This window comes from Streptomyces sp. NPDC005722 (genome assembly GCF_040630935.1).
GTDB lineage: Bacteria > Actinomycetota > Actinomycetes > Streptomycetales > Streptomycetaceae > Actinacidiphila.
Genome location: NZ_JBEXYN010000010.1, coordinates 16,147 through 31,650, shown reverse-complemented (window position 1 = coordinate 31,650; position 15,504 = coordinate 16,147). Strand labels below are relative to the sequence as shown.

The window sequence follows — 15,504 nt, the reverse complement described above, 5'->3', positions numbered from 1 at the left end:
ACGCATTTCGGACGAACGCGGTCCGTGAACAGCGCTGGTCAGACGGGCCTTTCCGAGCGGGCGCGTTCGTCGGCGGCGCCGCCCCGGCCGACGAGTCCGTGCCGGACGCCGCCCGCGGCGGCGATCCTCGGCGCCAGGCGGCGCATCTCGCGCCGCCCCAGGACGCCGCCGATCAGGCCGGGCACGTACCCGCGTACGGACTGCATCCCGCGCAGCCACCACTGGGCGTAGACGTGCGGCGAGCGGCGGGCGATGCCGTCCGCGATGCGCGCGACGGCCGGTCCCAGCGGGTAGGTGCGGTTGGCGGGCCAGGGCAGCCGGGCGCGGGCCTCACGCATCAGGGCGTCCTCGTCGGCGCCCCGCACCATGTCGGTGTCGGTCCAGCTCAGGTACCCCACACCGACCTTGACGCCCTTGAAGCCGACCTCGGCCCGCAGGCAGTGCGCGAACGCCTCCGCCCCCGCCTTGCTGGCGCAGTACGCGGTCATCAGCGGCGCCGGGGTGATCGCGGCGAGCGAGGCGATCTGCAGCAGGTAGCCGCGCGAGGCGAGGAGCGCGGGGAGGAATGCGCGCGCGGTGACCACGCTGCCCAGCAGGTTGACCTGGACGACCCGTTCGAAGTCGGCGGGATCGACGTCCAGGAACGGACCGCCGGTCGCCACACCGGCGTTGGCGACCACCACGTCGACGCGGCCGTAACGCTCCAGGACCTCGGCGGCCACCCGGGCCATCGCCTCCCGGTCGGTGACGTCGGCCGTCCAGTGGCCGGTGTCCGGGCCGATCTCCGCTGCGACGCCCTTGAGTTCGTCCGGTTCCAGCCCCACCAGCGCCAACCGGGCGCCGCGCGAGGCGAGTTCACGGGCGAGCACCGCCCCCACCCCACGGGCGGCACCGGTCACCACCGCCACCTGCCCGTCCAGCGACCTGCTCATGCCGTCTCCTCCTTGACCTGCGTTCCGGGCCGCAGATGGTCCTCGACGAGGGTGCGTACGACGCCGGCGACCGCGGCCGGCGCCTCCAGCGGCGTCATGTGGCCGAGGCCCGGCAGTTCGGTGAGCCCGGCGAACCGGGAGAGCCGGGCGGCCATGCCGTGGGCGTGCACCGGCGGGGTGAGCTTGTCGGCCCCGCCCACCAGCACGGCGGTGGGCGCACGCAGCGCGGACACACCCGCGTCCAGGTTGAGCCCGGCCAGCACCCGGCCCCACGCGGCGCGCTGCCGGCGCCCGCAGGCGTGCACGATGCGCGCGGTGGCGGCCGTCAGCTCCCGGCTCGACGCCGCGCCCAGGATCCCGTACTTGAGCGCGGCCCGGGTCACCGCGGACTGCGGGCCGAGCGGCGCGGAACTGACCAGCAGGAAGCGGTGGAAGGCGTCGCGCACCCGCTTGCTGCGCACCCGCGGCGGCAGCACCGCGGCCTCGGTGAGCAGCCGCCCGCTGCCCGTGCTGGCCAGCAGCACCGCGGCGGTACGGGACTGCACGGCGGCCCGGTCGCCGGCCGCCATCGCGGTCATGCCGCCCATGGAGTGGCCGACCAGCACCACCTTCTCGTCGCCCTCGACGGCGGCCTCCAGGACCGCGGTGAGGTCGTCGGCGAGCGCGCCGGTGCCGTAGCCGCCGCGCCGCGGGGTGCCGCTGCCGCCGTGGCCGCGCTGGTCGTAGGCCACGACCCGGTACTCCCCGGCCAGTTCGTGGATGAGCGGGGCCCAGAACAGGGTGCTGCACGTCCAGCCGTGGATCAGCACCACGGTGGGCGCCGCGCCGGCCTGCGGGCCGTACTCCTCGACGTGGATCCGGGTGCCGTCCGCGGAGCGCACGGAGTGCGTGCGCCGGGCGGCCGGGAGGTCGAAGACGGACGCGCTCACGAGGCCACCTCCACGCGCTCCGGGCGCCCCTCGCCGGCACCGGCGGGGAGGACCTCGTACTCCTGGAGGTCCAGCCGGCGCGTGGCGCGCCGGAACTCCGCGGTGGTCCCGGGCCAGACGGTGGTGTTGCGGCCCTGGTCGTCCAGGTACCAGCTGACGCAGCCGCCGGTGTTCCACACGGTGCGGGTCATCCGGCACTGCACCGCCTCGTTCCAGGACCGGACGGCCTCCGGGCGGGCGTCGAGCGCTGCGGCCCCGGTGGTGTCCAGCGCGCGCAGGTAGGCGGCGACGTAGTTCAGCGAGGACTCGATCATCAGGATCATCGAGCTGTTCCCGAGGCCGGTGTTGGGCCCGATGACGAACAGCAGGTTGGGGAAGCCGTCGACGGCGCAGCCGCGCAGCGCGGCCATGCCGCCCTTCCAGTGCTCGGCCAGCGAGCGGCCGTCGGCACCGAACACCCGGTCCCCGATGGGCATGTCGGTGACGTGGAAGCCGGTGCCGAAGACGATGGCGTCCACCTCGCGCTCGGTGCCGTCCGCCATGACCAGGGTCGAGCCGCGCACCTCCTTCAGCGCGGAGGCGACGACCTCGGTGTTGGGCCGCGCGAGCGCCGGGTAGTAGTCGTTCGACAGCAGGATGCGCTTGCAGCCGATCCGGTAGTCGGGGGTCAGCTTGGCGCGCAGCGCCGGGTCCTTGACGGACTTGCGCAGGTGCGAGGCGGCGACGGCCTGCGCGCCGCGCATCATCGCCGGGCGCTTGGTGAACGCGCCCACCTGGAACTCGCGGATCAGCCACAGTAGTCCGCGCCGCGCCCTGGCGGTGACCGGCACCGTGCCGTGCAGCCACTGCTCGGCCCGGCTGATCCCGCGGTCCATGCGCGGCATCACCCACGGGGGCGTCCGCTGCACCACGGTCAGGCTCGCCACGTCGGGCTGGATCGCGGGCACGATCTGGATCGCGGAGGCCCCGGTGCCGACCATGGCGACCCGCTTGCCCGTGAGGTCGAAGTCGTGGTCCCACTGCGAGGAGTGGAAGACCCTGCCCGGGAAGGCGTCCAGGCCCGGGACGTCCGGCAGCTTGGGGTCGGACAGCGGCCCGGTGGCCGAGACCACGACGTCCGCGGTGAGTTCGCCCCGCGAGGTGGTGATGCGCCAGTGCCGGGCGCCGGCGTCCCAGCGGGCCTCGGTCACCTCCGTCTCGAGCCGCAGGTGCGGGCGGAGGCCGAAGGTGTCCGCGACCTTTTCCAGGTAGGCCCGGATGTGCGGCTGGCCGGAGAAGGTGCGCGGCCACCGGGGGTTGGGCGCGAAGGAGAACGAGTACAGGTGCGAGGGAACGTCGCAGGCGCACCCCGGGTAGCTGTTGTCCCGCCACGTGCCGCCGACGGAGTCCCGGCGTTCCAGGACGACGAAGTCGGTGATCCCCTCGCGTCGCAGCCGCACGGCGGCACCCAGTCCGCCGAACCCCGATCCGATCACCGCAACCCGCACGTGCTCGCTGTGTCCGGCCATACCGCCGCCTCTCGGTGCCGCCCCTGTGCCGAATCGTGCCAGCGTTCACTGGCACGGTCGGAGCGTAGACCAGAAGGCGTTACCAGCGGTAGAGGTCGGGCCGCGCGATGTGGCGCGGACACGGCATAGGCTGACCGGCGTGGCAACGCACGAGCGTGAGTACCGGATGGACGAGCTGGCGGAGGCGGCCGGAGTCCCGGTCCGCACCGTCCGCTTCTACCGGGAGCGCAAGCTGCTTCCGCCGCCGCGCCGCGAGGGCCGGATCGCCTGGTACAACGACCACCACCTGGCCCGGCTGCGGACCGTGACGGCCCTGCTGGAACGGGGCCACACCCTCGGCGGCATCGCCGAGTTGATGGACGCCTGGGAGAGCGGCCGCCGCGACGTCGGCGAGCTGCTCGGCCTGGACCCGGGGCTGCCCACCCGCTGGTCGGAGGAGGAGCCGCTGCGGCTCACCCCCGAGGGCCTCGCCGACCACTACGGGGACCAGGCCACCGCGGAGAACCTGGCCACCGCCCTGGACGTCGGCTACATCGCCGTCGACGGTGACGACGTCGTCCATGTCAGCCGCCGCCTGCTGGAGGCGTCGGCCGCGCTGGTCCGGGAGGGCATCCCGCTCGCCGAGGTGCTGGCCGCCGGCCGCGACATGCGGGGCCGCATGGACCTGCTCGCCGAGCTCTTCGTCGAGCTGGCCCGCACCTACGTCCTGCCGGACGCCGAGGCCGACCTCCAGTCCGGCGACACCACCCGGCTCACCGAGGCCATCGCCCGGCTGCGCCCCCTCGTGCAGGCCGTCGTGGAGGCGGAGCTCGCCCTGGCGATCGACCGCAGGCTCCGCGAGGAACTCAAGCGCTGACCCCGCAGCCGCCCCCGGGCGGCCCGCGTTCCCGGAACGGCGGCGCGCATCCGTACTGTGGACGTATGACGCTCGATCTCGACGCCTATCTCGCCCGCATCGGCTGGACCGGGGATCGCCGTCCCACGGCGGAGGTGCTGCGGTCCGTGCACCGCGCCCACCTGCTGGGCATCCCGTTCGAGAACCTCGACCCGGTCCTGGGCCACGCCCCCTCGCTCGCGCTGCCCGACCTGGAGGCCAAGCTCGTCCGCGGTACGCGCGGCGGCTACTGCTACGAGCACAACACCCTGTTCGCCGCGGCGCTCACCGCCCTCGGGTTCCGGGTCACGCTGCTCACCGCGCGCGTCCTGGTCGGGGCGAAGCCGGGGGACGTCCGCCCCCGTACGCACATGCTGATGCTCACCGACGTGCCCGGCGAGCCGGTGCCGTGGGTGAGCGACGTCGGCTTCGGCAGCATCGGCTCCCTGCTGGAGCCGCTGCCGCTGGTCGCGGACGTGGAGCTGCACGACGCGCCGCGCCGCCACCGGCTGGTCCACGCGCCGCACGACGGCCCGCTGGAGCTGTGGAAGCTCCAGGCGCACCTGCCCGGCACCACGGACGACGGGTGGGAGGACCAGTACGCCTTCACCGTCGAGCCCTTCCAGGCCCCCGACTACGAGGTCATCAACTGGCACGTGGCGACCAACCCGCGCTCCCCCTTCTCGCACGGCGTCTACGTCCAGCGCACCACCGGCGACGCCCACCTCTCCCTCACCGGGCGGCACCTCACGGAGACGGCCGCCGACGGCACCCGCAAGGAGCGCGAACTCGCCGACGCGGACGAGGTGCTGCGGGTCCTCGCGGACGACTTCGGCGTACGGCTCCCCGAGGGGACGCGCCTGCCGCAGTGATTGGTGCGGCGGGCCGGGGGCCGGGACTACGACGCGTCCTTGCCCTCGGCCAGGGTGTGCGCCACCAGCGCGTTGGCGTGGCCGTGCCCGAGGCCGTGCTCGGTCTTCAGCCAGCCGACCAGCTCCATGTGCCGGCTCAGCGGGGAGGAGCGGATGAGCTCCTTCCATTCCCCCACCGGCCGCCCGTACTTCTTCTCGATCGCGGGGAAGTAGCTCGCGGGGCCCTTCACGTTCTCCGTCATGCCTGGTGGACCGCGCGGCCGTCGCGAACTCATCGGACGGGGGCCATGACCCGCGTCACACGCCCGCCCACCGGCTGCCGTACCGCGGCCGGGCCCGGCGGGCGTTCGCCGGGTCAGGTGAATCCGGCCGGTTCGCGGCGTGCCGCCGGGCGCCGCATGCCTAGCGTGGCGGCGGGAACGACACCAGGTGGGCCGGACGGGGGTGACCGCATGACGGTCGAGGACAAGCGCTCGGTGAGCATGAGGATCTTCGGGGACCTGCTCAGGGCGCTGCGCGAGGGCCGCGGGCTCACCCTGGACGCGGTGGCGGCGCACACGGGCTACTCGAGGTCGCAGACCGTCAAGATCGAGTGCGGGGAGCGCATCGCCAGCACGGCGTTCATCGACCGCGCCGAGCAACTGCTGGGCTCCCCCGGGGTGCTGAAGGCCGTGGCACCCCATCTGTCCCGGGAGAAGCTGCCCGTGGGGTACGGGGAGTACGCGGACGAGGAGGCCCGGGCGCTGAGCCTGGGAACGTACAACACCCACGTCATTCACGGCCTGTTGCAGACCGAGGCGTACATCCGTGCCGTGTTCGGAGCCCGCTGTCCGGCCCTGGAGGAGGACGAAGTCGAGCGCTGGACCGAGGACCGGCTGGCCCGCCAGGCCCTGATCACCCGCAGGCCCGTGTGCATGCTCTCCTTCGTCCTTGAGGAGTGGCTCCTGCGCCGCCCGACAGGCGGACCGGCCGTAATGAGAGAGCAGTTGCGGCACCTCGTCGAAGTGGGGCGGCGGCGCAACGTCCAGATCCAGGTGATGCCGGCGCGGTACGAGGCGCACGCCGGCCTCGACGGCCCCTTCACCTTCCTGGAGAATCCCGAACGCCACCTGCTCGCCTACGCTGAAGGTCAGGTCGGGGGCCTGCTCACCGATGACCGGAAAAGGGTCAGCCTGCTCCACCAGCGCTATGGCATGATCCGGGCGCAGGCCCTCACGCCGGAGGACTCGGCCAAGGTGATCGAGCAGATTGCGGGTGAACTGTGAGCGCTCTCGTGTGGTTCAAGTCCCGTCACAGCGGCAGCGACGGCGGCGAATGTGTGGAAGTTGCGGTCGGCCCGGCCGCCGTCCACGTACGGGACTCCAAGGACAGGTCCGGCCCCGTTCTGGCCTTCGAGCCGGAGGCGTGGACCGCGTTCGTGGCCTTCGCCGGCCAATTGCCCGACCCCCAAGGATAGTTACCAACCGGTAACCCAAACGCCGGTTTCCGCTCACCCGCACCCGCGAACGTACGGTGCATGACAACCCTCAAAACCCTCGACTGGAGACGCGGCGCCGTCGTGGCGGCGATCATCGTCGCCGGCGTGTCCGGCATCGCCCTCCCCGCCGACGCGCACGCCGCCGGGCACACCCCCGGCACGGTGGCGGCGGCCACCACGGCGGCCACCACGGCCGCCGCGACGGCCTCCGCCACCGCCCCGGTCGACCACGAGACCTGGCTGAGCGACGTCCGCCCGGTGATCGACCAGGCGCACGCCTACCTCCAGGAGCGCACGTCCGCCGTGCGCCCCGGCGAGAAGCCGGCGATCGTGCTGGACATCGACAACACCGCGCTGGAGACCCACTTCGACTGGTGGTTCCCGCCGGCCGTGGCACCGACCCTCGACCTCGCCCGGTACGCGGACTCCCGCGGCGTGGCCGTCTTCTTCGTCACCGCGCGCCCGGACTTCATCCACCCGGCCACCCGCTACAACCTCGACCGCGTGGGGTACCCGGTCACCGGGCTCTACGGCCGCTCGATCCCCGACCTGTTCGAGGAGGTCAGCGCGTACAAGACCGCGCAGCGCGCCGCCATCGAGAGGCGCGGCTACACGATCGTCGCGAACATCGGCAACAACACCGGCGACCTGGTGGGCGGTCACGCCGAGCGCACCTTCAAACTCCCGGACTACGACGGCCTGCTCGACTGACCCCGTCCCGGACCCGCCGGCGCCCGGGGAAGGATCGTTCCCCGGGCGTTCACCATGCCCTCATGCGCGGGCTTCGTACGGGCTCGACCTGCGGCTTAGCTTCACGAGGTCCCGTTCGCCCGATGTAGACGAGGTGTAAATGTCCCTCCGGCACGCAATCGCAGCCCTGGCCGTCGTCCCCGCGCTCGTGGTCCCCACCGCGGCCCAGGCCGCCACCGCCCAGCACGGCCACGACCACGGCCACTCCCACCGGGCCGACTTCGACCTGCAGGCCCACCGCGGCGGCATCGGCATGACCACCGAGGAGTCCCTGGAGGGCTTCGGCAAGGCCCTGCGCCTCGGGGTGAGCACCCTGGAGCTGGACACCCACGTCACCAAGGACCAGAAGGTCGTCGTCAACCACGACCGCCAGATCAGCGCCCAGAAGTGCAAGGACACCGGCCCCGTGACGGCGGGCGACCCGATGTACCCCTACGTCGGCAAGTACATCAAGGACCTGACGCTGGCCCAGATCAAGACGATGGACTGCGGCTACCAGCAGCTGCCCGGCTTCTCCGAGCAGGAGCAGGTCAAGGGCCACCGCATGGTGGAGCTCAAGGACGTGCTGGGCCTGGTCAAGAGCTACAAGGCCAAGAAGGTCAAGCTCAACATCGAGACCAAGGTGGAGGCCGGCGCCCCCGAGCAGACCGCGCCGCGCGAGCTGTTCGTGCGCCGCGTCTTCGAGGAGATCCACCGCTCGGGCATCGAGAAGCAGGTCACCATCCAGTCCTTCGACTGGGGCGCCCTGAACGAGATGCACAAGCTCGCGCCGAAGTACCCGCTGGTGGCGCTCACCAACTACGACTTCCTCCAGGTCGGCAAGCCCGGCGCCTCCCCGTGGCTCGGCGGCATCGACGCCGACGACTACGACGGCGACTTCGTGAAGGCCGCCTCCGCCGTACCCGGCGTCAAGGCGCTCTCCCCGGTCTACGGCATGCCGCAGAACGGCACCGTCGCGGACCCGAACTTCAGGTTCTACGTCACCGAGAAGATGGTGGACGACGCCCACGAGCGCGGCCTGAAGGTCATCCCGTGGACCTGTGACGACAACCCGACCATCGAGGCCCTGATGGACATGGGCATCGACGGCATCATCACGGACTACCCCAACCACGTCCGGCAGATCATGGCCGACCGCGGCATGCGCCTGCCCAAGGCGTACTCCGCCCCGCGCCACTGACGACCGGCGCGCCGTACGCGTGACGCCCCCGGGACCCACCGGTCCCGGGGGCGTCGGCGCACGGTCAGCCGGCCGAGGTGGCGGGTTCCCCGGCGGGGCTCGCCAGGTGCTCCTCTGGGTGGACGCACTTGTAGAGGCACTGGGTGCGGGACATCGCGAAGACCCCGTAGCTGAGCACCGCGAACCCGGCCAGCGCGGGCAGCATCCAGTAGCCGGTGCGCGGCTGCTCACCGTAGAGCGTGACCCCCAGGCAGAACCCGACGACGGCGTCGCCGAGCGTCAGGGCGGGCTGGGAGGCGATCAGCGGTCCCCCCTGCATCGCGGTCCCCAGCAGGAACAGCGAGAACCCGCCGGCCGCGGCGAACGCGTAGGTCTGCCAGGACATCAGCCAGGCCACGACCCCCTCGTGCTCCAGGACGTACATGGACGACTTGATCAGCGCGGCCGTGAGGGCGTTGCCGACCGCGGCCCCGGCGCCCAGGCACGCGGCGCGCGTCAGGCCGTTGGGCCGCCGCAGCCCGGCGAGCACCAGCGCCGCGCCGAGCCCGCCGACGATCAGCAGCGTCGGCACCCACCAGATGCCCGGCACCTGCTCCCGCCCCCCGCGGGGCGCCATCGAGAAGAGGAACAACGCGAGGCCCCCGGCGATGCACGCTACGCTGACCCACGCCTTGCGGGACAGCTCGACGTGGAAGACCATGCCGCCGATCACCAGGGCCAGCGGCAGTTCCAGGATGAACACCGGCTGGACCGCGGCGAGCGAGCCCGTGCCCAGCGCCAGCGCCTGGAAGACCGCGGCGAGGATGACGCCGAGGATGCCGGCGAGCCAGACGGGGGTGCGCAGCAGGTCCTTCATCAGACCCAGGCGCAGGGACTTCGAGGCGGGGACGGTGAGCACCGCGCGTCGCTGCAGGACCGTGCCGTAGGCGTTGCTGCAGGCCGCGAGGACGGCGAAGAGGATGGAGATCATGACGCAGGCACCACTCCCGCGTGCTCGGCCGCGGTCGTCCTCGTCCGGCTCGGCGCCGGACGACGCTCGACGTTCCTATGGTTTCGTCCGGTTTTCAGCGTGAATGGAAAGTCTAACGTCGAACGTATGCGGAGGCCCGCCGCGCTCCGTGGGCACGGGGGCCGCGGTCACAGCGCCGCGCGGTCGCCGGTGTCCACCGGCTCCGTGGCGTTCGCCCCGCGCAGGGCGTCGGAGCGCACCTCGTCCGCGGTCAGCACGTAGCCCGTCGTGGAGTCGGTGGTGGAGCGGGCGAAGACCACCCCGTAGACGCGTCCGGAGGTGTCCAGCAGCGGGCCGCCGGAGTTGCCGGGGCGCACCACGGACCGGACCTGGTAGATGTCGCGGGTGACCGTGCCGTCGCCGTAGATGTCCTGGCCGGTGGCGCGGATGCGCCCGGCCACCGTCGCCGCGCGCAGGTCGAGGCCGCCGTCCTGCGGGTAGCCCGCCACGACGGCGCCGTCGCCGCGCACCGCGTCGTCGGTGAAGTCCAGCGCGGGCGCGTTCAGCCCCGGGACGTCCAGGACGGCGATGTCCTTGCCGGGGTCGAAGAGCACGACGGTGGCCCGGTAGGCCCGGCCGGTGCCGCCGACCTGCACCGCGGGGTCGTCCACCCCCGCCACCACGTGGGCGTTGGTCATCACGTGCTCGTCGGCGTAGACGAAGCCGGTGCCCTCCTGGCCCTGGCGGCGGCCGTCCACGTTGGCGACGCCCTCGATCTTGACCGTGCTGCGGGCCGCGGCGCCGGCCGCGGCCGCGGTGACGCTGTCCCCGGAGGGCGCGGGCACCCCGTTGACGGGCTCGGACTCGAAGGGGTTGAACACCTGCGGGAACCCGGCCTCGGCCAGCGCGCTGGTCGCCTTGCTGAACCAGGTCGGTGCCTGCCGGGGCATGGTGTCCTGGACCGCGCCCAGCACCTCGGACCCGCGGATCGACTGGGACAGCACGCTGGAGGAGGACGTCACCAGCACGCTCGCGGCCACCCAGGAGACCAGCAGCACGGCCACCGCGTTCGCCACCGCGCCGCCCGCCCCGTCGACCCAGCGCAGCGGGCCCCAGTCCAGCCCGGTCCGCGCCTTCAGGGCGAGCCCGGAGGCCAGGGCGTGCCCGCCGGCCGCGGGCACCAGGACGGTGAGCAGCGCGACCAGCGTGGCCCGCGGTGTGCCCGGCTCGACGTACTGCAGTACGTACGGCAGCAGCCACACGCCGACCACCGCACCGCCGAGGAAGCCCGCGAGCGAGACGCAGCCCGCGACCAGTCCCCGCCGGAAGCCGGCGACGGCGTAGGCGACGGTCAGCACCAGCAGCAGGAGGTCGAGCAGGTTCAACCGAGGGGCCTTTCGACGAAACCCTGTGGACCAGTGAAAACGCACATTAACTGACCATAGGTTCCCTTTTGCGGCGCACCGCACGCAGATTCCGTCACATCCGCCCCGCCTACCCCGGATCGCCGTGGAATCGCATGGGAAAGGCCCGGCGCGGCTTCCGTGTGCAACCACGGACTCCGGCACCGGGCCCTCCGTCGCACCGCACCCCGTCCCCACGGGTCGGCGCGTGCGGGGCCTTCCCACCGCTCAGGGGCGGCCCCGCAGCTCATTCCCCCTACATGTGGACGACCGGGGCGGCGTCAGCATTCCCGTCCCGGGCGGGAATTCCGCGCCGGTACATCAGGAAGCTGATCACCAGACCGGCCGCGAAGAAGGCCGCGGCCCACCAGTAGGCCGTCGCGTAGCCCTCCAGGGCGGCCCGTGCCTTCACCAGCGGATCGGTGCGGTGGGCCAGGGCGTAGTCGGTGGCGGCACCGGTGGCCAGGGTGTTCAGCAGCGCGGTGCCGATCGAGCCGCCGACCTGCTGCATGGCGTTGACCGTGGCGGAGGCCACACCCGCGTCCTCGGCCCCGACACCGGCGGTGGCCAGGTTCATCGCGGGCGGGAAGATCAGGCCCATGCCGAGGCCGACCACCAGCAGCGGCGGCAGTACGTCGGCCGCGTAACCGCTGTCCAGGCCGAGCCCGGTCAGCCAGACCAGGCCCGCCGCCGACAGGCCGAAGCCGGTCGGCACCACGGGCTTCGGGCCCACCCGGGGCACCAGCACCGTGGTGGCGACCTGGGCGCCGACCATCAGGGCGCCGACCATCGGCAGGAAGGCCAGGCCCGTCTCGACCGCGGAGAAGCCGAGGGTGAGCCGCAGGTAGTAGGTCAGGAAGAGGAAGACCGCGAACATGCCGGCGCTGGAGACCAGCGAGGCCGCGAAGGAGGCACCCCGGTTGCGGTCGAACAGCACGCGCAGCGGCAGCAGCGGGTGCCGCGCCCGGGTCTGCCACCAGGCGAAGGCGGCCAGCAGCACTGCCCCCGCGGCCAGGTAGCCCCACACCTGCGGCGAGCTCCAGTCGTGGCTCTCGGCGTTGGAGAAGCCGAAGACGACGGCGAACAGCCCGGCGGAGACCAGCGCGGTGCCCGGCAGGTCGATCGTCGCGCCGGGACGGCGGCCCGCGCGCCGCAGCAGGGCCACGCCGCCGAGGAAGGCGGCCAGGGCGAAGGCCAGGTTGACGTAGAGGGTCCAGCGCCAGTCCAGGTACTCGGTCAGCAGACCGCCGAGCAGCAGGCCGACGGCCGCGCCGGAGCCCGCGATGGCGCCGTAGATGCCGAAGGCGCGGTCGCGCTCCTTGGCGTCGGTGAAGGTCGTGGTGAGCAGCGACAGCGCGGCGGGCGCGAGGAGCGCGCCGAAGGCGCCCTGCAGGGCCCGGGCGGTCACCAGCATCTCGAAGCTGCCGGCGGCGCCGCCCAGCGCGGAGGCCGCGGCGAAGCCCACGACGCCGACGAGGAAGGCGTTCTTGCGGCCGAAGAGGTCCGCGATCCGGCCGCCGAGCAGCAGCAGGCTGCCGAAGGCCAGGGCGTAGGCGGTGACGATCCACTGCCGGTTGCCGTCGGTGAAGCCGAGGTCGGCCTGGGCGGAGGGGAGGGCGATGTTCACGATGGTCGCGTCGAGCACGACCATCAGCTGTGCGATCCCGATGACGGCGAGGACCCACCAGCGCTGCGCCGCCGGGGCGTCGCTCGCGTTCGTCTCGGCCGGCACGGCAGGTGCGGCGGTGGTCTGGGACATGCGGAACGTGCTCCAGTCGGTCGCGAGGAGGGCAGGGTGCGCCCGTGCGCCGGGGACCCGACGCGATACGAAACCGTTTCGTACACACAGAGACTAGGGAGCCCCTTATCGAAACGCAAATGTTTCGATCGCATGGACGCAACCGGCTGCCTAGAGTGGGTGCCGACGACGAGGAGGTGCGGGCCGTGGCCGAGCAGCACGCGGGAGATCGCCCCGAGAAGGCGATCCTGGAACGGATCAGCGCGATGGTCTCCGACGAGAGGACCCTGCGCGAGCTCCTCAGCGAGGGGCAGATGGACAGCGGGACCGAGCGGGCGCGGCTCGACGCCCTGGAGCGCGAGCTCGACCAGTGCTGGGACCTGCTCCGCCAGCGCCGCGCCAAGACCGAGGCCGGCGGGGACCCCGGCGAGGCGCAGGTGCGCTCCTCGCGCACCGTGGAGGGCTACCAGTCGTGAAGAGCGACGCGAAGGTCTCGGACGCCACCGGCGCACGGCGCTACGAGGCGCACGTCGACGGCAGGCTCGCCGGCTTCGCCACGTACATCCGCACGCCCGAGATGGTCGCGTTCCTGCACACCGAGGTGGACCCGGAGTTCGAGGGCCGGGGCGTGGGCTCGGCGCTGGCCCGCCACGCGCTGGACGAGGCACGCGAGCGCGGGCAGAGCGTGCTCCCGGCCTGCCCGTTCATCGCGGGGTGGATCGCGCACCACCCGGAGTACGAGGACCTGGAGTACCGCCCGCGCAGCGCGGTCAGCGACTGAGCCTCCGGCGGACGGCCCGTTGTCGCGTGCGGCGCCGTTGCCCGGCACGATTGGTGCGGGCCTGCGCAAGTTGCGGTGGGGTCGTGGCCGCGCCGGCGCACTCCCCCAGCCTTCGGCCGGGGGGACCCCCAGAACGCTCGCGGTTTACCCCCACATCGTCGGCCGCCACTCGTCTCCCCCAGCCCTCGGCCAAGGGGAGCACCCCACCGCACCCCCTCCCGAGGTACGGGCGCACAACGGCCGGTGGGGGCATGAGGGCAGTCCGGGGCGCCCCGAACCGCTCACTGACCCGCGGCCCCACGGTTCAGGCCCGCATCATTCGGCACCGAATCCCACCACTCGTCTCCCCCTCCGGCCGATGTGGCCGCATTGCCGGCGGGGGGACGGAGGCAGTCCGGAGTTGCCCCCCACGTCTGCGTCGGGCCCCGTCCCTCCCGTTGGGCGGGCGCCGTTCTCGCGTGGGCGATAACAGCCGGCGAGGGGTGCCTCGAACAGGTGGGGTGCCCCGGACTGCCTTGTGACCACCCACCGGCCGTTGTGCGCCCATACGACGGGAGGGGGTGTGGCGGGGTGCGCCCGGAAACGACGAGCGGCGGACGCGGTGCCCAAGGATGTGGACCTAAACCGCGAGCGTTCTGGGGGTCCCCCCCGGCCGAAGGTTGGGGGAGTGCGCCGGCGCGGCGCCGACCCCAACACAAGGTGCGAGACCCGCACCAATCGTGCCGGGCAATCGGGCGGGAGGATGGGGGAGAAACCGCAACCCCAGCCACAAACGACCCGCGCACACTCAGCGACCCGGCGCAACCCCCAGCGCGGGCAGCACGACCGCGTCGATGTACCGGTGCATGAACGCCGCGTCGACCTCCACGTCCTCCAGCAGACGCCGCGTGACCACCGCGCCGAGCATCATGTGCGGCATGAACTCGGCCGCGGGCACGGCCGCGTCGATCTCACCGCGCCCGGCGGCCCTGCCCAGCAGTTGCCGCACCCCGGTGAGCTCGGGCTCGATCAGGTGCTGGCGCATCGCCTCGGCGAGGTCCGGATTCGTGGCGGAGGCGTGGGCCAGGCCCCGTATCAGCGGGGTGTCCACGTCCGAGCCGTCGCCGATGCGGTCGGCGAGTTCGTGCAGGTCGCCGGGGAGCGAACCGGTGTCGACGTTCTCCACGTGCACCGGCTTGGTGCACCGGAGCGCGGTCACGACCAGCTCGGGCTTGCTCTTCCACTGCCGGTAGAGGGTGGCCTTGCTGGACCGGGTCCGGGTGGCGACCGCGTCCATGGTCAGCGCGTCGTACCCGACCTCGCGCAGCAGGTCGATCACCGCGCCGTACAGCTCCTGCTCCCGCTCGGGCGTCAGCCGGGTGCGGCGCGCCGGTGCGCTCGCGTCGGTCGTCATGTCCCTGCTCCGTCTCTCGTCCCCTGCGAAACGGTTCCGTATCCGAACGACAATATGGCACCGCCCACCGAAACCGAAACGTTTCGATGGGCGGCGCACACGGTACGGGCCGTGCGGCGTCAGGCCAGCGAGGCCGTGAGGGTGATCTCCGTGCCCGCCAGCGCCTTGCTCACCGGGCAGTTCGCCTTGGCGTCCTCGGCCGCCTTGACGAACTCCGCCTCGTCCATCCCGGGCACCTCGCCCTCGACGGTCAGGTGGATGCCGGTGATGCCGGTGCCCGGCTTGAAGGTGACGTCGGCCTGGGTGCGCAGCCGGGTCGGCGGGGTGCCCGCCTTGCCGAGACCGGCCGACAGGGCCATCGAGAAGCAGCTGGAGTGGGCGGCGGCGATGAGCTCCTCCGGGCTGGTCTTCCCGCCCGGCTCCTGCGAGCGGGCGACCCAGGTCACCGGGTACTCCCCGATGCCGGAGGAGTCGAGGGTCACGACCCCGCTGCCCTCCGTCAGACTGCCGTCCCAGACGGTGTGCGCGACGCGCGTGGTGGACATGGTGGTTCCTCCCGAGTGCGGAGTACGGCTGCGGCGGGTCCAAGTCTTCACCACGGCAGGCCGCTTCGCGAAGCGATCACCAGCGCCGTGACGGTCGTGTTGCCCTCTGTCAAACGAGCCGTCACCCACAAGGGTGGCTGTATGCAGGGATTTCACCGACCCGCCCCCCGCCG

Annotated in this window: 17 protein-coding genes; 8 read left to right on the top strand and 9 right to left on the bottom strand. The window is 72.6% G+C overall.

Annotated features, from left to right (window positions below; translation table 11 throughout):
* Window positions 1-38: 38 nt before the first annotated feature.
* Genes ABZ479_RS14510 through ABZ479_RS14500 form a run of 3 tightly spaced genes read right to left on the bottom strand, consistent with a single transcriptional unit; the run spans window position 39 to window position 3,369 of the window.
* Window positions 39-932, bottom strand: a complete 894-nt coding sequence (locus ABZ479_RS14510; RefSeq protein ID WP_500461902.1) for an SDR family oxidoreductase — start codon at window positions 930-932, stop codon at window positions 39-41.
* A complete protein-coding gene (locus ABZ479_RS14505; protein ID WP_500461901.1) occupies window positions 929-1,861 on the bottom strand; it encodes an alpha/beta fold hydrolase in 933 nt (310 codons plus the stop codon). The genes ABZ479_RS14510 and ABZ479_RS14505 overlap by 4 nt, the downstream gene beginning before the upstream one ends.
* A complete protein-coding gene (locus ABZ479_RS14500) occupies window positions 1,858-3,369 on the bottom strand; it encodes a flavin-containing monooxygenase (RefSeq protein WP_500461900.1) in 1,512 nt (503 codons plus the stop codon). Before ABZ479_RS14500 ends, ABZ479_RS14505 begins: the two co-directional genes overlap by 4 nt.
* A gap of 166 nt (window positions 3,370-3,535) precedes the next feature.
* On the opposite strand from ABZ479_RS14500, the gene ABZ479_RS14495 reads away from it, so the two are divergent.
* Both ABZ479_RS14495 and ABZ479_RS14490 read left to right on the top strand, forming a co-directional pair.
* Entirely contained in the window at window positions 3,536-4,225 is a 690-nt protein-coding gene (locus ABZ479_RS14495) for a MerR family transcriptional regulator (RefSeq protein ID WP_500462031.1), read from the top strand.
* 65 nt (window positions 4,226-4,290) lie between these two features.
* The gene (locus ABZ479_RS14490) at window positions 4,291-5,115 is read left to right on the top strand and encodes an arylamine N-acetyltransferase family protein (protein WP_499600133.1); all 825 of its coding nucleotides are present in this window, start codon (window positions 4,291-4,293) and stop codon (window positions 5,113-5,115) included.
* Between the two features lie 26 nt (window positions 5,116-5,141).
* On the opposite strand, the gene ABZ479_RS14485 is transcribed toward ABZ479_RS14490, so the two are convergent.
* Complete coding sequence (locus ABZ479_RS14485) at window positions 5,142-5,357, bottom strand: DUF4287 domain-containing protein (protein WP_500461899.1); 216 nt, start codon at window positions 5,355-5,357, stop codon at window positions 5,142-5,144.
* Between the two features lie 210 nt (window positions 5,358-5,567).
* Here ABZ479_RS14485 and ABZ479_RS14480 point away from each other — a divergent pair, with 210 nt between their 5' ends.
* The 4 genes from ABZ479_RS14480 (at window position 5,568) to ABZ479_RS14465 (ending at window position 8,522) form a co-directional block, all read left to right on the top strand.
* Window positions 5,568-6,380 (top strand): helix-turn-helix domain-containing protein, encoded by an 813-nt coding sequence (locus tag ABZ479_RS14480; RefSeq protein ID WP_500461898.1) that lies wholly within the window; start codon window positions 5,568-5,570, stop codon window positions 6,378-6,380.
* Window positions 6,377-6,571 carry a DUF397 domain-containing protein gene (locus ABZ479_RS14475; protein ID WP_500461897.1) on the top strand — a complete coding sequence of 65 codons (195 nt, stop codon included), beginning with the start codon at window positions 6,377-6,379 and terminating at the stop codon, window positions 6,569-6,571. Before ABZ479_RS14480 ends, ABZ479_RS14475 begins: the two co-directional genes overlap by 4 nt.
* Before the next feature lie 60 nt (window positions 6,572-6,631).
* Window positions 6,632-7,303 (top strand): HAD family acid phosphatase, encoded by a 672-nt coding sequence (locus tag ABZ479_RS14470; RefSeq protein WP_500461896.1) that lies wholly within the window; start codon window positions 6,632-6,634, stop codon window positions 7,301-7,303.
* A 139-nt stretch (window positions 7,304-7,442) separates the two neighbouring features.
* Complete coding sequence (locus tag ABZ479_RS14465; RefSeq protein ID WP_500461895.1) at window positions 7,443-8,522, top strand: glycerophosphodiester phosphodiesterase family protein; 1,080 nt, start codon at window positions 7,443-7,445, stop codon at window positions 8,520-8,522.
* Between the two features lie 64 nt (window positions 8,523-8,586).
* Here ABZ479_RS14465 and ABZ479_RS14460 read toward each other — a convergent pair whose 3' ends face one another.
* The 3 genes from ABZ479_RS14460 to ABZ479_RS14450 all read right to left on the bottom strand — a co-directional run bounded on the left by ABZ479_RS14460 (window position 8,587) and on the right by ABZ479_RS14450 (window position 12,633).
* Window positions 8,587-9,492 (bottom strand): DMT family transporter, encoded by a 906-nt coding sequence (locus ABZ479_RS14460; RefSeq protein WP_500461894.1) that lies wholly within the window; start codon window positions 9,490-9,492, stop codon window positions 8,587-8,589.
* Between the two features lie 167 nt (window positions 9,493-9,659).
* A complete protein-coding gene (locus tag ABZ479_RS14455) occupies window positions 9,660-10,856 on the bottom strand; it encodes a MarP family serine protease (protein WP_500461893.1) in 1,197 nt (398 codons plus the stop codon).
* Window positions 10,857-11,130: 274 nt separating this feature from the next.
* Window positions 11,131-12,633 carry an MFS transporter gene (locus ABZ479_RS14450; RefSeq protein WP_500461892.1) on the bottom strand — a complete coding sequence of 501 codons (1,503 nt, stop codon included), beginning with the start codon at window positions 12,631-12,633 and terminating at the stop codon, window positions 11,131-11,133.
* Between the two features lie 185 nt (window positions 12,634-12,818).
* Here ABZ479_RS14450 and ABZ479_RS14445 point away from each other — a divergent pair, with 185 nt between their 5' ends.
* Both ABZ479_RS14445 and ABZ479_RS14440 read left to right on the top strand, forming a co-directional pair.
* Window positions 12,819-13,088: a DUF2630 family protein gene (locus ABZ479_RS14445; RefSeq protein ID WP_500461891.1), complete on the top strand. Its 270-nt coding sequence runs from the start codon at window positions 12,819-12,821 to the stop codon at window positions 13,086-13,088.
* Complete coding sequence (locus tag ABZ479_RS14440; RefSeq protein WP_499600123.1) at window positions 13,085-13,393, top strand: GNAT family N-acetyltransferase; 309 nt, start codon at window positions 13,085-13,087, stop codon at window positions 13,391-13,393. Before ABZ479_RS14445 ends, ABZ479_RS14440 begins: the two co-directional genes overlap by 4 nt.
* A 787-nt stretch (window positions 13,394-14,180) precedes the next feature.
* On the opposite strand, the gene ABZ479_RS14435 is transcribed toward ABZ479_RS14440, so the two are convergent.
* A complete protein-coding gene (locus ABZ479_RS14435) occupies window positions 14,181-14,786 on the bottom strand; it encodes a TetR/AcrR family transcriptional regulator (RefSeq protein WP_500461890.1) in 606 nt (201 codons plus the stop codon).
* Window positions 14,787-14,905: 119 nt separating this feature from the next.
* Window positions 14,906-15,331 (bottom strand): OsmC family protein, encoded by a 426-nt coding sequence (locus ABZ479_RS14430; protein ID WP_499600121.1) that lies wholly within the window; start codon window positions 15,329-15,331, stop codon window positions 14,906-14,908.
* Window positions 15,332-15,504 lie beyond the last annotated feature (173 nt).

Bases quoted from the DNA above. Each gene is read 5' to 3' on its own strand.
- ABZ479_RS14430 (WP_499600121.1), bottom strand. From the start codon at position 15,331: ATGTCCACCACGCGCGTCGCGCACACCGTCTGGGACGGCAGTCTGACG.
- ABZ479_RS14435 (WP_500461890.1), bottom strand. From the start codon at position 14,786: ATGACGACCGACGCGAGCGCACCGGCGCGCCGCACCCGGCTGACGCCC.
- ABZ479_RS14495 (WP_500462031.1), top strand. From the start codon at position 3,536: ATGGACGAGCTGGCGGAGGCGGCCGGAGTCCCGGTCCGCACCGTCCGC.
- ABZ479_RS14480 (WP_500461898.1), top strand. From the start codon at position 5,568: ATGACGGTCGAGGACAAGCGCTCGGTGAGCATGAGGATCTTCGGGGAC.
- ABZ479_RS14460 (WP_500461894.1), bottom strand. From the start codon at position 9,492: ATGATCTCCATCCTCTTCGCCGTCCTCGCGGCCTGCAGCAACGCCTAC.
- ABZ479_RS14500 (WP_500461900.1), bottom strand. From the start codon at position 3,369: ATGGCCGGACACAGCGAGCACGTGCGGGTTGCGGTGATCGGATCGGGG.
- ABZ479_RS14485 (WP_500461899.1), bottom strand. From the start codon at position 5,357: ATGACGGAGAACGTGAAGGGCCCCGCGAGCTACTTCCCCGCGATCGAG.
- ABZ479_RS14470 (WP_500461896.1), top strand. From the start codon at position 6,632: ATGACAACCCTCAAAACCCTCGACTGGAGACGCGGCGCCGTCGTGGCG.
- ABZ479_RS14465 (WP_500461895.1), top strand. From the start codon at position 7,443: ATGTCCCTCCGGCACGCAATCGCAGCCCTGGCCGTCGTCCCCGCGCTC.
- ABZ479_RS14510 (WP_500461902.1), bottom strand. From the start codon at position 932: ATGAGCAGGTCGCTGGACGGGCAGGTGGCGGTGGTGACCGGTGCCGCC.
- ABZ479_RS14450 (WP_500461892.1), bottom strand. From the start codon at position 12,633: ATGTCCCAGACCACCGCCGCACCTGCCGTGCCGGCCGAGACGAACGCG.
- ABZ479_RS14490 (WP_499600133.1), top strand. From the start codon at position 4,291: ATGACGCTCGATCTCGACGCCTATCTCGCCCGCATCGGCTGGACCGGG.